At 32.9% G+C, this 15,217-nt stretch carries 15 protein-coding genes, 2 tRNA genes and 1 riboswitch; of the genes, 3 read left to right on the forward strand and 14 right to left on the reverse strand.

The window, feature by feature from the left end; all coding sequences use genetic code 11:
* Position 1: 1 nt before the first annotated feature.
* The gene (locus L1276_RS19375; protein ID WP_253790763.1) at positions 2-490 is read right to left on the reverse strand and encodes a DUF1761 domain-containing protein; all 489 of its coding nucleotides are present in this window, start codon (positions 488-490) and stop codon (positions 2-4) included.
* Between the two features lie 183 nt (positions 491-673).
* Here L1276_RS19375 and L1276_RS19380 point away from each other — a divergent pair, with 183 nt between their 5' ends.
* A complete protein-coding gene (locus tag L1276_RS19380) occupies positions 674-1,387 on the forward strand; it encodes a Two component regulator three Y domain protein (protein ID WP_253790765.1) in 714 nt (237 codons plus the stop codon).
* Between the two features lie 242 nt (positions 1,388-1,629).
* Positions 1,630-1,935, forward strand: a complete 306-nt coding sequence (locus L1276_RS19385) for a hypothetical protein (RefSeq protein WP_253790767.1) — start codon at positions 1,630-1,632, stop codon at positions 1,933-1,935.
* An 84-nt stretch (positions 1,936-2,019) separates the two neighbouring features.
* Here the strand turns inward: L1276_RS19385 and L1276_RS19390 are convergent, their stop codons facing one another.
* Positions 2,020-2,370 carry a hypothetical protein gene (locus L1276_RS19390; protein ID WP_253790769.1) on the reverse strand — a complete coding sequence of 117 codons (351 nt, stop codon included), beginning with the start codon at positions 2,368-2,370 and terminating at the stop codon, positions 2,020-2,022.
* A gap of 62 nt (positions 2,371-2,432) precedes the next feature.
* Positions 2,433-2,645: a helix-turn-helix domain-containing protein gene (locus L1276_RS19395; protein WP_253790771.1), complete on the reverse strand. Its 213-nt coding sequence runs from the start codon at positions 2,643-2,645 to the stop codon at positions 2,433-2,435.
* Positions 2,646-2,749: 104 nt separating this feature from the next.
* Here L1276_RS19395 and L1276_RS19400 point away from each other — a divergent pair, with 104 nt between their 5' ends.
* Positions 2,750-3,085 (forward strand): hypothetical protein, encoded by a 336-nt coding sequence (locus L1276_RS19400; protein WP_253790773.1) that lies wholly within the window; start codon positions 2,750-2,752, stop codon positions 3,083-3,085.
* 54 nt (positions 3,086-3,139) lie between these two features.
* Here L1276_RS19400 and L1276_RS19405 read toward each other — a convergent pair whose 3' ends face one another.
* The 11 genes from L1276_RS19405 to L1276_RS19455 all read right to left on the reverse strand — a co-directional run bounded on the left by L1276_RS19405 (position 3,140) and on the right by L1276_RS19455 (position 14,993).
* Positions 3,140-4,234: an exopolyphosphatase gene (locus tag L1276_RS19405; protein ID WP_253790775.1), complete on the reverse strand. Its 1,095-nt coding sequence runs from the start codon at positions 4,232-4,234 to the stop codon at positions 3,140-3,142.
* 147 nt (positions 4,235-4,381) lie between these two features.
* A tRNA-Met gene (locus tag L1276_RS19410) sits at positions 4,382-4,454 on the reverse strand.
* Positions 4,455-4,581: 127 nt separating this feature from the next.
* A complete protein-coding gene (locus L1276_RS19415) occupies positions 4,582-5,106 on the reverse strand; it encodes a DUF4269 domain-containing protein (protein WP_253790777.1) in 525 nt (174 codons plus the stop codon).
* Complete coding sequence (locus L1276_RS19420) at positions 5,106-6,617, reverse strand: glycosyltransferase family 39 protein (RefSeq protein WP_253790779.1); 1,512 nt, start codon at positions 6,615-6,617, stop codon at positions 5,106-5,108. The genes L1276_RS19415 and L1276_RS19420 overlap by 1 nt, the downstream gene beginning before the upstream one ends.
* 158 nt (positions 6,618-6,775) lie before the next feature.
* Positions 6,776-7,324 (reverse strand): DUF4494 domain-containing protein, encoded by a 549-nt coding sequence (locus L1276_RS19425; protein ID WP_253790781.1) that lies wholly within the window; start codon positions 7,322-7,324, stop codon positions 6,776-6,778.
* A 184-nt stretch (positions 7,325-7,508) separates the two neighbouring features.
* Positions 7,509-9,068, reverse strand: coding sequence for a PL29 family lyase N-terminal domain-containing protein (locus L1276_RS19430; RefSeq protein WP_253790783.1), 1,560 nt, complete (start codon positions 9,066-9,068; stop codon positions 7,509-7,511).
* Between the two features lie 17 nt (positions 9,069-9,085).
* Positions 9,086-10,243 carry a YncE family protein gene (locus tag L1276_RS19435; protein ID WP_253790785.1) on the reverse strand — a complete coding sequence of 386 codons (1,158 nt, stop codon included), beginning with the start codon at positions 10,241-10,243 and terminating at the stop codon, positions 9,086-9,088.
* A 32-nt stretch (positions 10,244-10,275) separates the two neighbouring features.
* Positions 10,276-12,267, reverse strand: a complete 1,992-nt coding sequence (locus tag L1276_RS19440) for a TonB-dependent siderophore receptor (RefSeq protein ID WP_253790787.1) — start codon at positions 12,265-12,267, stop codon at positions 10,276-10,278.
* A 154-nt stretch (positions 12,268-12,421) separates the two neighbouring features.
* A riboswitch (cobalamin riboswitch) is annotated at positions 12,422-12,661 on the reverse strand.
* Positions 12,662-12,763: 102 nt separating this feature from the next.
* Positions 12,764-12,835: transfer RNA gene (locus L1276_RS19445), tRNA-Glu, on the reverse strand.
* Between the two features lie 378 nt (positions 12,836-13,213).
* A complete protein-coding gene (locus L1276_RS19450; protein ID WP_253790789.1) occupies positions 13,214-13,768 on the reverse strand; it encodes a porin family protein in 555 nt (184 codons plus the stop codon).
* An 88-nt stretch (positions 13,769-13,856) separates the two neighbouring features.
* Complete coding sequence (locus tag L1276_RS19455; RefSeq protein WP_253790791.1) at positions 13,857-14,993, reverse strand: AraC family transcriptional regulator; 1,137 nt, start codon at positions 14,991-14,993, stop codon at positions 13,857-13,859.
* Positions 14,994-15,217: the final 224 nt, after the last annotated feature.

Raw genomic sequence — 15,217 nt, forward strand, 5'->3', positions numbered from 1 at the left:
TTTATGCATATGCACAGATAATGCCTCCCATAAAAGTAAGCGTAACAATCCAGTATCCTGCGTGAATAAAAATATATTTCCATGATTTTCTTTCAAATAAACCATTAACTCCTACTATAGGCAAAGCAAAAAACAGCCCCGAAATAAAACCGTGTAAAGCACCATGCTTAAATGTGCGGTAAGCTGTTCCATAATCGGCCATGAAAGCGGCAAATGATGGTTTTGCACTTGCAATTAAAGGCGGGCCTCCAACCATGCCAACGGCGCCGGATTGATGAATGGTTAACGACATCAATGTCATTGTAATCATTAGGGAGAAAATGTAAGTAAGCCCGAAAATTTTGAGCATACTTCCTTTTTTAAGATCTTCTTCAGTAAGATTACTTTCTCTCATCCAGATTGTTCCAAATACTTTTGGATGATACCAGGCAAAGCCAACCAGTAAGGTTACAACTGCTGCAGCTAATAATGCGTAAAAGTTAAATTCCATAATATTAGGTTTTTATAATTAGTTGTTTCAAAATTAATCAAAAAAGAATAACGCAGATGATATTTTAAAAGAAGGTTAAATCTTACATTTTTTATTTATCAACACTTTATCGACAAATGGTGCATTATATCTAGTAATTATATAATTTTGATGCAAGAAAAACATAGTCCCCCAAGTCTGGTTATGAAAAGCTTTACAACACTTTTTTTAGCGTTTGTTTTTTCTCTAAATATTTTTGCAGATACTGTTTCAGATAAAGAGAAAGACGTGCTGATTAAAATCTATCACGCGACGAATGGTTCGCAGTGGAAAATTAAATGGGATTTATCGTTGTCAGTTTCGACCTGGTATGGAGTTCATACCGAAAATGGAAAAGTAACAGCTCTAAATTTAGCCAATAATAATCTGCAGGGCGAATTGCCTGCAGAATTCGTTGATCTAATAAATTTAGTCACTGTAGATTTGCATAAAAACAGTTTAAAAGGAGAATTATCAGCAGAAATAGGGAAGTTGAATCAACTGCAGGTTCTGTGTTTGTCAGATAATGAAATTAAAGGTGCATTGCCCAATTCGCTTTATAAAATTTCAACTTTAAAAGTGCTTCTTTTAAATGGTAATAAATTTTCGGGTAATTTAAGTTCAGATATAATGAATTTAATTTTTTTACAAAACCTGAGTTTATTCAATAATAATTTTGAAGGAGAGATTCCGAAAGAATTAGAAAAATTATCTAATTTGTCTGAATTGAACCTTTCTTATAATAAATTTAAAGGCTCAGTATCGAGAAACCTGACCGTGCTGGATGCTTTAAATATGACGATGTTTGATAACAGTGGAAATCCATTTTTGTTGGACATAAACGAAGAAAGAAAAAATGAACCTATAACAATAAATTAATCGTGCTTATGAATGAATTTTACTCGTTGAAACAAGTTGATTAAATATATTTAGTTAATTGCGAAAAAGCCGTACTATTACGGCTTTTTTTTATTTCTAAATTGTATCAGGACTTTGAAATAATATTTAACTTTGTCTCAATAAATTTTGACTTAAGTTTTAAAGCAGTCAATTTTTTTTATAAATTAGATTCAATTCTAATTAAGTTGAGAACAAAATATTAACCTTTTTACTCTAAAATTATGACACTACAATATCAGGGTGAACAATACGGAAAGTCGACTACATTTACAATACGAATTATTGGAAACAATCTTTCTAAAAGCAGTTCTAATTACCAAATCGATTTATTGGTTGGCGATAAAAAACTGCCGGTTTTTACAACTGAAATTCATCAAAGTCTTTCAAATTGTTTAAAAGAAATTTACTTATTTAGAAAACATAACGGAATTAAATTCGACGAATCGTCAGAGAAAATAACTTCTCTTTATGTTCCTTATGATAAGGTTTTATACAACTACAATAAATTTGCTTTGTTTAGAGCATAAGTTTTTATTGAAAATATATTTTGAAGACTGTTCTTTTTTTGAGGACAGTCTTTTTTTTTTACTTTTTTTTATTCCTCATATTATTTAAACTTGCCAAAAAAATAATAGAAAAGCAGCGTAAAGTTGTACTATTGATTGTAAAATAAGTATGATGCCATTTAAAGGATGATGAGCTAATTCGTATTTTATAACTGGAGGAAGTGCATTCATTCCCAAAATAATTAAAACTAATAAAACATATTTAGTCCAGGTTATTTCAAATCGAATGAGTAATGCCAATATCAGAACTACTAAAATAGCTATGATGCCTGATTTTAACCCCGATTTTGATGAAAGTATTTCCGGTGAAATTAAAAAATTTATCAATCCAAGAAAAGCAGAGATAAAGATTAAATTTGATGATTTAATGTAATTTGGCTTTAAAGAAATTTTCATTTTGAGTTTTTTTGAAGCTTTATTTTACTTTGAAATTTTATTTTAAAAATGGATAGGCAATATTAGAATTTAAATAATTCTGCGTAGTCTATTTGTAATGCATCACAAACTTTTTCTAAAGTTGAAAGTGTTGCATTTGCATTTCCATTTTCTAATCGAGACATATTGCTTTTCTCAAAGTTGCACTTTGCAGCTAATTGCTGTTGAGAAATATTCTTCTGAATTCTAATTTCTTGAATTCGTTTTCCGACTTTTTGTTGTAGGGTTTGTTCCAAAATAAATTATCTTTTATGATAATTCAAATTTTGTTATATATTTGACTAAACAGGTTATCTTGTATGATAACTTTTATGTGTGTTTAGAATAATTTATTCGAAAAATGACTAATTATAAAAGTGATGAAAATATGGAAATGAATACTATTAAAAAATTAACAACGGAGTTTCTAAATACATTAAAATCAGCAGAAGATGAAAAAGGTTGTTATACTGCAGAAATCAAGTTATTGGATTACTACGAATTAGGCTGTGTTATAACAAATATGCTTAAACTTTGTGTTTTGGCATTAGAACATGATGAGCATAAAATTTCAGAAACAAGAAAAGATCAATCTATTAATGTTGCGCTTATGCTTGAAGTTGTTCTGCAGCTTATTCCTTTAGACGAATTTGAGTTTCTTAGTGAAATGAAACAAATGGCTGATGGGAAATCATAAAAAAAAAGGCTTCAGATTTTCTGAAGCCTTTTAAGTATTATAAAAACAGATGTTTTAAAAATTAGTATTTACTTTTTTAGAACGATCTGCAATGAATGAGATAAGCCATGTTACTTGTCCTTCTTTTACAAAGTACACTTTCTTTGTTTCTAAATTTGGAATAGCTTCCAGACATGAAAGAAGAATGTTGTTTGCTGATATTAAATATTTTTGTTCGTATGTGCTTAAAACTCTCGCTGCTTCTGAATTAGTTTTTGCCAGAGAGGTAAACTTACCGAAGTTATTTTTTAGAATTGCATCGTAATCGATAACGTCTTGAAGAGTTAAAGCAATATAATGTTCTTTTACATTTTCATTATAAAACAAAGTCGAAAATGCCCAAACAGCACCTCCTGATAAATATATTTTCTCTTTTTTAAATAAAAGAGGATTTTTTTCAAAAAGATCTTTTACTTTTTTACGAAGAACCGAGTTAAAATCAAAAGATTTTTCCTGGTAAGTCGACATATCATTTACCTGAGATGGATTTAAAACCGTTTTTTGTACAGCATCTGTAAGTGTCATTGTACCAAAATCCATTTCTAAAGGAATAAATTCTAATTTGTTGTCCTTCAGTTCGTCGATATAACCGCCTTTAGTAGTTTGTGCGCCAATATCTAGAAGAAAAGCATTAGCATAATCAACCGGAGGCATAGCGCCTTTTACTAGTGTTTTAGCTTCTTCGTTCACATTTAAAACTTCAACATCCTTATTAGTAAGCGAAGTGATTTTGTTTCTTAAAACATCAATATTGCGGGCAGATGCAAAAACAGGAGCTGCTACAATAAAGATATTTTCTTCGGGCATTTTATGTTCGGCTCTGATTTTCTTTAATTGATCAGAAACGGTAAGAGTAGCTCTGTTGATGTCTTCAAGGGTAAGTTCTCCGTTATTGGCAATATGATCAGCAAAAGGAATTCTTTCAGTCCAGAAAGAAAGAATTTTATAATCTGCTTTCTTAATGTTGTTTACATCTAGAACCGAAACTTTTATAGCTCTTCGTCCAATTTCAATTCCGGCATAAATACTTTTTTGAGAAAAGGAATTGATGGAGAAAAATAAATTTAAAAGAATAAAAAATAGAATCTGGGGGTTGTGTTTTTTAAGCATTGTAATTACGATTATATTATAATTTTAAATAAATTATTGATTTTTATCTTGTGTACGTAAATAAAATCAATCAAATATTGATCATTTTTGACGTGTGCCTGATTTTGTAAAAAAAAAGCTTCAGATTTCTCTGAAGCTTGTTTTTAGTAGCGGGAACAGGACTCGAACCTGTGACCTTCGGGTTATGAGCCCGACGAGCTGCCTACTGCTCTATCCCGCGATGTTTCGGGTGCAAAGATACACACTAAATACTGTTATGCAAAGAAATTAATGATTTATTTTTTTTAAATTCATTTTTAAATGTAACACTTTGGTTTATAGTCGATTGGTTTTTGGTTTAAATGGAGTTAGATTTTATATTCGAGTAATTCCAGATATGGATTCTTGTTTAAACCTAATAATTTACCAAAGGCAGGTTCAGTTTTGTAACCGTTTTGTTTGAGTTGTATGATTTCTAAACGGAAGTTTTCACCTTTTGATTCCAGAATTTTATATTCTATAATCATATGTCTGTAACCATTTTGGTTTTGAGTTGGAACATTCTGTCCAAAGATTTCTATTTCGAAAGTATCTATTTTAAAGTTTGCTGCTATAGATTCGCGTTCATCGATATTACTTTCCCAAATTTTAAATTCGGTTTCATTTTTAAAGGCAGAAGTGATTGTGTCAATAAATTCAGCTTTGTTTTTCCAACAGCAGATAATATCGAGATCGCTGTTTTCAATATCAATATTTATAGGAATTGTGCCGACTAAAATTGGATCAAATTCAGACAGCATTTCTAAAACCTTATTTCGGGTTAAGATTTTGTAAGCCTGAATTTGTCTCGGATTTCCAGTTTTTAAATATTCTATATTCGTAAAATCAATCATTAATCGGCGTAATTTTTTTCTTCTTTAATTTCCTGTTCCAGTCTTTTATTGATGTTGATTTTGGCATTTGTAAAAACAAAAATCGTTGTTTTGTATTCTCTGGCGTATTTATTTGTGATTTCGCCTGCTATAAAAGCCGACTGAAAAAACGGACTTGTTTCTTTAAATTCAGTGCTGTTTTCTTCAAATGTTTTAACCCGAATTAAGTTTTTGTAATATATATTTAAGTTGAACCAGTTTACATAATCGGCATTAAAAGAAACAGCTTTAATTCCTTTTTTGGTGTAAAAATTAATGGCGCCGGCTTGTCCGTAATTGTCACAAAGAACCAATGTATTTTCTGATTTTGGAAACAAAGCATAAACCGAATCCGTTTTTCGGGCCAGTTCTTTCCAGCCCAGCATATCGGCAAAATCCTGAGACAAATCGTGTTCTTTTCCATCTTCCCAGCGATGTGTTTCCAGTTTTTCGGCAACTAATTTTTCCGGACTTCTATTTGGGAAAGCCAGATAATACATCGGAACAAAAAACAAAAGAGGAAGGGCAATAAAAACAGGTTTTAAATACCGTTTCCATCCTGTTTTTAAAACATCTGAAAGAAAAACAGAACCAAAAGCAATATATACAGGATACAAACCGATGGCGTAATAGGCTTTGGCTTTAAAATATAAAAAGACCAATATGGTAAAGATTATCGAGGCAAAAAAGAACTTGAATTTTTCAAATGGTTTGTAAAATAATAAAGCATAAAATGAAGCAAGAATTACAAAGAGCGAACCTATAAAAAATAAAAACTGTTCTTTTAAAAAATCGGCACGGTTTACATTTACCAATTGTGTTTCGGCTAATTCTTTCATATGATGCACAATGGGAAATTGATTGTTGTACTGCCATAATAAGTTGGGTAAAATCAGGATCAATCCTAAAAATAAAGCGAAATACACATTTTTATCAGCTAATATTTTTCTTTGTTTAGAAAGAATAAGTGCTGGCAAAAGTCCGATAAGGAGAAAGAGAATATTGTATTTGTTTAGAAATCCAAAGGCAAAAACAACGGCTCCAATGTAGAGCCATTTTGTTTTTTTTGAAATAATATATTGTACCAAAATATAATAAAATGCCGTCCAGCACAAAACATCAAATGAGTTGGGCTGATACAACATGTTGATTCTTAAAAGAGATGAAAAAACGATACCCGCTGCGCCTAAAACCAAAGCGTAAAGATTTCCTTTTAAAAGTTCAATAGTTTTCCAGACAATTAAAAGTGTTAAAACGCCAAAAAGGGCAGGGAAGAACTTAACCCAGAAAACAGAATTTCCAAGTAACAAAATAATATAAGAAAACCATGAGGTAACGGGCGGAACCGATAAATAACCCCAGGCCAAATGATTTGCCTGATCGAGATGTAAATATTCATCGCGCTGCAAATCATATTCGGGACTTATTAAAACGTATTGCAGAACAAATTTTAGAATAATAAACCCAATTAAAATCAGTGTTCTTTTGTTCATGGAAATGTGGTTTGGTTGTAAATGGTTTTGTATAACGAATATAGGATTTATTTTGATTTGAAAAGGCTTGTAAGTTTTACCGCCAGAAAATAAAAAAGCTTCAGATTTCTCTGAAGCCAATTTATTAAAGTTTTATTTTTTTTAGAATTTAGGAAAGTTTATTCCTCTGCTGCGGTTTCAAATTCCATGTGATCAACTATTTCTTCATCTGCTTTTGCAGGTTTTGAAGCTTTTAATGCATTGAATCTTTCGAGCATTTCGGTTTCTTCTTCTTCACCGCTGAAATAAGGGAAAACATCCATAATTGGCGATTCAGAAATGGCAGGAATAGAATATTCTCCCATTGTGTTTTTCATTACATGAATTGTATTGTCGTAAGCTTCTCTCACGTCATTTGCCTGAATCAGCATATACATGTTTGATTTTCTTTCTTTGCCGCTTTCTTCATCATAAGCAATTAAAGAAACTTTTGATTTAAACCAGCGATCGGCATTTTCAAACGGGTGTATTTCGGCATAATTTGCCACTTTTATATTCGTGATTTTAAATTCTTCACTAATATAAGCCGCCATTTCTTCATTAATTCTTTTTTCGGCTTCTGTATAAGATACTGCATCTACCAAATAAGGTTCTGTTAAAACTTTTTGGCCTCCAGTTTCATCTGTTTTTCTATATTTTACTTTGCATTCGTACCAAATTGCGCTCATCTTTTCTATTTTTTAAGGATGCCAAAGATAGATTTTACAGCAAAATAAATCTGGTAAATAGTGAAATAGATATTCACAATTTATGTTTGTTTTGCGTAACGTGTTGATTGATTTTAGGTTAGTGTGTAATTAAAAAAGCCCCAGAAAAACTGAGGCTTTAATTTCCAAAAACATGATTTCTAAATTATGGTAAATTTAGGTCTTTAAAGCCTAAGACTTCGGTTGAGACTTCTCCTAACCATCCGCCTGCGGCACGATTTGAATTGTAAACTTTAATAAAGTCAATTCCTTTTAGTTTTACCGATTCGCCTTTTGTGTTTACCGCCCAGCTGATATCGATTTGAGCTTTTACATTATCATCACGCCAGTTGTCTGTATATCCCCACTCATAAGCCGGATTTGCCCAGTTTGAACCTGTTCCTGATTTGTCGTAAATATTAGATTTAAGGAAAGTTCCTTTTAAAGTAATAGTGTTTCCTTTCCATAAAGGATAGAAAGATTGTTTGTGAAACTGATTTTTTGCAATATATCCAGTTTGTCCCTGATTGTCTGTCCAACGAATGTAGTTAGGTTCGTTTGCGTTTGCCGGTTCAGTTTCTGGTTTGTAATATGTTATTTCGTAGTTTTTAATTGTAGTTTCTTTATTGTGCTCAGAACCTGCGATTTCAAACCATTCGTCATCCGATATTCCGTTTCCGTTTGCATCATAAGAAACCATTACAATTCCTGGCTCAGCCCAGTCATTAAATGCATTGCCCGAAACAATAAAATCGTTTCCGTCTTTATTTATAATAGTATGGTCGAAACCAAATAATACATAGCCTCCAAATCCGCCAAGACTTACCATGCCTCCAGTTGTTAAAGCCGTTTCTGCTTTTGCCCGTATTGTTTCGTCTGTATCTGCAGCAGTTGCAGCAGGCAGTGTATTTGTAAATTGTCCCGGAGCAGGGAAGAAATCAAAAACACGAGAAATTCTGTTTAAATAGGTTTTATCTGCAACCGTTAAAGTGAAATTTTTAGAAGTTTCGCCTACGCCGTTTTTAGCTCTAAATTCAACATTATAAGTTCCGGCATTAGCAAAAACATAAAATAAATCAGTAGTTGTGGCTACTTCCTGATCGTTTACAAGCCATTTATAAGTAGCGCCCGAAGCGTTTGCTGTTTTTGCTTCAACTTTAAACCACTGCATTTTATCAACAGCAAAACCTCCTGCTGGATTTGGTAAAGTAATTTCCGGAGCACTTGCGTTAATGCTGATGGTGCGTCCGTCTGCAAAAGTAAAAGTCATGATTCCGTTTGCTAATGAAACCGAAGTAATTTCAGCTGCATCTTTTCCTTTTTGACCAGATGCCGAAATTCCAGTATCGGTTCCGTCGATAATCCAGTTTCCGTTGGTGCTAATAGTAATTTTTGGAGCTTCACCTTTATCTCCGCTTTGTCCTTTAGCAGATGTTCCGGTATCAACACCATCGATCCACCAATTTCCGTTTTCTCCAATTTTTATGAAAGAAGAAGTGTTGCGAACCGTTAGTTTTGATCCGTCACTCATTGTAATAACATAACTTCCGTCTTTAGTTTCGTAGCTTACAACGTACAATCTTTTATTTAAAACATCAAGCAGGTTTTCGTATTGTGCCATTCTGTTTTTCAAGTCATTGACGTCGTTTTTAAGATCGTTAATATCGTCCTTATAACATCCTGACAGTAGCAGGACCACCGACAATGCTAGTAAAATTTTCTTCATTTTTTTTAATTTAAGGTTTATGGATTAATTATTGTTTTTTTAGTTTTAAAAGCAAAGTGAGCCGGAATATCTCCCGTAGTTACAGTAAATTTTACAGCGCCGTTTTTATCAATACAATACAATTTCCCGGGTGAAACATAATCTCCGGCATCTGTTACGTAAACATTTAAAGAAACTGGATCGACTGCAATTCCGTAAGGCATTACAATTTCATCGCTTACAGCTTTTGGCAGATAACTTTCAGAGAGTAAAGTTTCGGTTTTAACATCAATCATCGAATAATTAATGATCGATTCGCCAGTTGTAAAACTAAATTCAGATCCAATTATATAGGCTTTGTTTCCGGCAATTGTGATATTTGAACAGGAAATATCAAAGGTTTTTTTGATATTATCGGTTTTGGTGTCAATTACAAATAATTTAGGACGAATATTAAAATAATCGCCTCTAGAGCTTACATACAAATCTCCATCTTCATCAGCTTCAATTCTGTGAAGATTTATGGCAACTTCTATATCTTTAATTTTTGTAAAAGTTTTTAAGTCGATTACCGAAACGGTTTTTTCATAATCAGGCGGGCTGTATCCTCCTGAATTGGCAACATACAGTTTATCGCCCACAATTGCCATTTCTTCTGGCTGACGGCCTACTTTTAAGGTTCTTGTAACAGCAAGAGAAGTGGTGTCGATCTCGGCAACAAAACCATTTGTAGAGCTATCGCCCAATTGTACATCGCCGTCATAAGCGCTTAAATATGCTTTTCCGTTGGCAAAAGTTATGTAACGGCAATTTTTAGCATCAATTACTTTAAGACGTTTTGCGGTAACGACATCTACAACTTCAACTTTGTTAGAATTGTTGATTACTGTATAAAGTTTAGAACCGTAAATGCCAATATCGTTTCCAACATCGCCTAAGCCTAAAGTTGCATCAGGATTTGCTTGTCCGTACACATTGCGTTTGTAAACTCCGGTTCCGTAATCGTAATAATCTAACGAAGCTTTGTTCATGTTCATATTACCTTCGTTAAGAAGATAAAAACCTTCTACAGTTGTAACAGTTTCCGGAGGTAAAACCACCACTTCTTCGGGAATAATAGAATCTTCTTCCTGACATCCCTGAAAGGCAATTGCTGTAAGTGCGAGTAAAAGCCAAAATTTGAAATTTGTTTTCATTGTTGAGATTTAGTTGTTGATGCTGTTTTGTTTTAAAAACTTAGTGACATGCTTAATCGGTAATTTCTTCCCGGCATTGGGAAATTAAGCACGACATCATAATATTGATTGAATAAATTATTTACTTCACCGCTTATTTTTACAGGAAGTTTTGCCATTTTTCCATTCCAGATAAGGGCCATATCGCTCGTGTACCAAGGCTTGACATAATTGACAAGGATATTGGCTTTCTGGCTGTATCTTTCGCCTGTATAAATAAAGCTGTAGTTTAAATTCCAGTTTTTCCAATTAACAGAAGAAGTTAAAGTACCGCTGTTTTTGGGCGTGTAAGGAATTTGATCTCCATATGTCGTGCCTTTTGCCGTAATATCAATTGCCTGCTGATAAGTGTAACTAAGACCTAAGTCTAAAAAGATTTGTTCAGGAAGTTTAAAAACGAAATTGGTGTTGATTTCTAAACCGCGAATATCCACTTCTCCTAAATTCATCATCGTCCATCTAAAAAGATTGGCAGAGGGCATTGCCACGATTTTGTCTTTTACACGGTTGTAGTAAACATCGGCCTGAAAAGAGGCTGATTGCAGGAACTTTTTGGGTTCAACAACATACGTCGTTCCAAAATCGTACTGCGTTGTAAATTCTGGACGTAAAAAACTGTTTCCAATAAAAGTATAATACAAATCATTGAATGTAGGCATTCGGAAGGATTCTTTGTAAAACGCCCTGATCCTGAATTTTTTTACATCAAATGGCTGAAAAGAAGCGGATAAAACCGGACAAAAAACCTGCTGATTGTCGCCCTGCTGATAATATTTGACTTGTTCATCGACATAAGCTCCCAGTAAATTTGCCTGAATATCCAGACGTTCCCAATGCATTTCGCTTGAAATTACGCCCAGATAAGAATATCGGACAGGATAGGGAAAACGGTATAAATTGGCATCGAGTGTGTTTATGGAAAAATCGGCGGCGAGAGACATTTTCCACCAGTCTTTTATATTGTAGAGATTGACAATCGAAGCGTAAAATTCGTTTTGGTAATATTTATTGTCTAATGCGCCTTCGACAGTTTTATATTCCGGATCAACGTAACGACTGTAATCCCGGCTGAATTTTACATTTGCCAGCATTTCGTGTTTTTCGAAAAGTGAGTTTTGTACCGAAGCATGAATGAAGAAATTCCGATCCCATTGACGTTGTGTATATTCATATCGATTGGCCAAAATAGCGCCCGGAAGGCCTCTTTCTGAATCGTAATAATAAGCTTTAAGATTGGCTTGTCCGTTGGTGCCAAATTTTGTGTTTAAGTTGAACTCGGCGCGAAGAGCGGTTATATCTCCGTTTTGACGAACAGCTGTCGTGTCGTAACCGTCTTTTTTCTGATACCTGTATTTGTATTTTCCATCGGCTTTCATCCATTCAATATTCGATGAAAGGGCTATTTTAGAAGTTATTTTTTGCTGATAAAGTACAGAAGGATTTACTAAACCGAAAGATCCGGTTTTAAAAGAAACCCGGACATTTGCATTTTTACCTGATTCAAAAACAGGAACTTTTGATTTTAGAAATAAAGTATTGGAAGAGAAAAAACCGCGTGCCGGCTGAAAAATAGTTGATTTTTGACCATTGTAAAGTTCGATGGCTTCAATATTATCAAGAGAATATTTTCCTAAATCGACTTGTCCGTTTTGAGCATTTCCAACCGTCATTCCATCGTAAAAAACGGCTGTATGTGCGCTTCCTAAACTGCGGACATTGATGGTTTTTAAACCGCCAATTCCGCCGTAATCTTTCAATTGTACACCCGAAAAATAACGAACAGCATCGGCAACAGAAAGGCTGTTGAGGTTTTCAAGCTGCTTGCCGGATAAAATCTGAACAGGCATAGGTGACTCTATCCTGAACTCGCGTTTGCTTGCGGTTAGAATAACTTCGTTTAACGGAAGTGGTTTTAAAGAATCCTGTTCTTTAGCTTTGGGATTGTTTTGTGCAAAAATTGGATTTGTAGCTAAAATCCAAAGCAAAAAACATAATCCACAATGTATTAGGCTTAAAAACCTTTGTTTACATACGTGCATAACAAAATAGTCTATTTGTAACAAATAGTTTTAAACGGAAAAATCGAAATCAAATGTTAGTTTGATATTGTGTCTGTTTCAAAGCTTTGGTCCGCGAAAGCCTGAATTTATATGCAGTGGCAGGTCTCCTGACTTATTCCCATTTTGAGCCGCCTTCCCACATTTTATAAAAAATGCAGTGGCAAAAGATTAGATTTTTGAAAGCTGATAAAAGCTTCTTTATCTGTCAAAATGTTGCATGGAACTTACAGTAACGGGCTTGTTCAGGATTTGCACCTGATTCCCTCTTCGTTAGCTGCACTCGAAAAATTGCAGCTAAACCATTGCGGGTGCAAAGGTAGATAAACTATGTTTGGTTATGATGATGTTTTTGAAAAAAAATAGTCTGCGGTTTTATTGGAAATAAAAAAAGCTCCAGATTTCTCTGAAGCTTTGTGTTTTGTAGTCCGTGGGGGAATCGAACCCCCCTTACCAGGATGAAAACCTGGCGTCCTAACCGATAGACGAACGGACCTGTTTTGCTATTGCGGGTGCAAAAATGCAACTATTTTTGGAATGTGCAAAGAGTTTTAAAAAAAACTTTTTTTAATAATTCTGAGAAAAGATCACTTTTGATTATGGTTTTTCTTTAATAAATATAATTAATGAATTTGTATTTATTTGATAGATAATTTGTTGTTTAATTTTAGGAGAGCTGATGAAGAAAATTTTATTGATTGTTTTTTGAGAAAAAATAATTTTAAAAAAAAGTGAAAAAATATTCTTTTGAGGTAATATTCTTGCATGCTTTCTTCTGTATTAAAAAAAGCTCCAGAGATTTTTCGTTTCTCTGGAGCTTTGCTTATTAGATTATTTAGATCTATATCGAGTATAAATGCTGCATTGTTAAGTTTTAGAAAAAGAAATAACCAACAGATATTTGAAATACTCCGTTTTTATTTTTGCTCGAAGAATTATCTATATCATTAATATCTGATAATCCCAAGTTATATCTTGCTCCAAAATTAAGTCCGTTTTCAAGTTTATAGCCTACGCCAAAATTAACTCCAAAATCAACCGTTTTAAACGCATCTTTTACATCGATTTTCTCATTTTTAGCAGAAAGTAAAAAACCTATTTGCGGTCCGGCTTCAACACTCAATCCTTTTGTTACATAATATTTTGCCATTAAAGGAATGTTCAAATAATTTAGAGCAACTATATCATTATTGAAAGTATATCCCTGACGAGAATATATTACCTCGGGTTGAAAGGAAAATTTTTCAGATAATGGAATTTCAGATACAACTCCTAAATTGTATGATGTTACATAATTAATACTTTCGGTATTGTCCCCGCTGACAGTTGAGAAGTTTAAACCTCCCTTAACACCAAATTTAATTTCTTGAGCATTAACATTTGTAAATCCCAAAACTGTAAAAACAGCTAACACTAAAATTTTTTTCATAAAAATTGATTTGAATTATTTGAGCCCAAAATTCAGATAAGAAAAATTAGAAAAGGTTTCAAAAGCTTAAAAATGGATAAATCGGTACTTATTTATTGGAATTTCTGTACTCATTTGGAGTCTGCCCGGTAACTTTTTTAAAAGCTTTGTAAAAAGTGGTTTTAGAAGTAAATCCAGATTCCAGCCCTATAGTCAGTAAATTGTAATTTTCGTAGTCAGAATTGGAAATCATTTCCTTAACAGCTTCAACCCGATATTGATTAATGTAATTGGCAAAATTATCTCCCGTAATAGTATTTACAATTTGTGAAACATAACCAGAACTTATGCCCAATTCTTCGGCAATTTTTTCTCTGCTCAATGTGCTGTCTGTATAAATGTGCTGTTCTTTACAGAGAAGTTCGAGTTTCTGAAAATAAAGATTATCAGCTGTTATGGATTCTTTATATTCTTCTTGTATGTTATTTTCTACAATGTGCAGATTTGTATTCGAAATGGCTAAATCATTATTTAAAAAATTGTAAACCGCAGCTTTGTCTTTGGCTAATTTGTATTTGAAAATCCCAACATAAGTAGTCCAATGAATTAAGAATGTTCCAAATAATGCCACAATCTTCATGGTGAACGAAACATCGTACTGAAAAAATATCGCAATAAGAACCACAATAACCCATGAAAATAATAAAGTTGAAACAATAGACCATAAAATTATAAGCCATCTTTTTTCATTAATATCTTCAGAATATTTAATGAAGCTGAATGAATAAATTAATAAGGAAGGAATAAAAGTAAAGGCCAGAAAAAATTCAATCTGACTGAGTGTATCAATTACAGCCAGGCCTGAATCAGGAATTTTATATAAACCTGCTATAATATCAAGATCGCAAGTAATATTAAGGATTGCAGAATAGGCAAATGGAAAAAATAATAGGTATAGTATTTTTTTGCTTTTAATCTTGCTGTTTACTTTGTTTACAATAAAGAAAAAAACAAAAACAGGAAGCAGAAATGCCCATTCGACATCATCAATAAAACGAAGAAACGGAAAAGAATGATATGCTTCTGCTATTTCAAAAACAAGGTTCAATAAAAGTATTGAAAGTGTAAAAATGGCACTTGCTAAGAATTTGTTTGAAGTGCTGTTAAATAATGGTGATTTTAAAATAATGAAACCTAAAACGATTCCCTGAAAGATTGCAATATTTAGAAATGTTATATAAATCAAAGTCAAATATTAAAATTGTTCTTAAAAATTTTACTGTAAATATTGTAGTCAAATCTATACTTCTCAACGTTAAATAATTGCTGATTTGTTCTGAATTTGCGGAGCGAATTTATATTATCTCTGAGAATTTTCTTAAGGGATTAAGAAATGATTAACTAAAATGATTTTTTGATTAACTGAAGCGAGGTATTCTTTTAAATCCTAATGATGCGGCGGTTTTTACG

The sequence above is a fragment of the Flavobacterium sp. HSC-32F16 genome (genome assembly GCF_024171645.1).
GTDB lineage: Bacteria > Bacteroidota > Bacteroidia > Flavobacteriales > Flavobacteriaceae > Flavobacterium.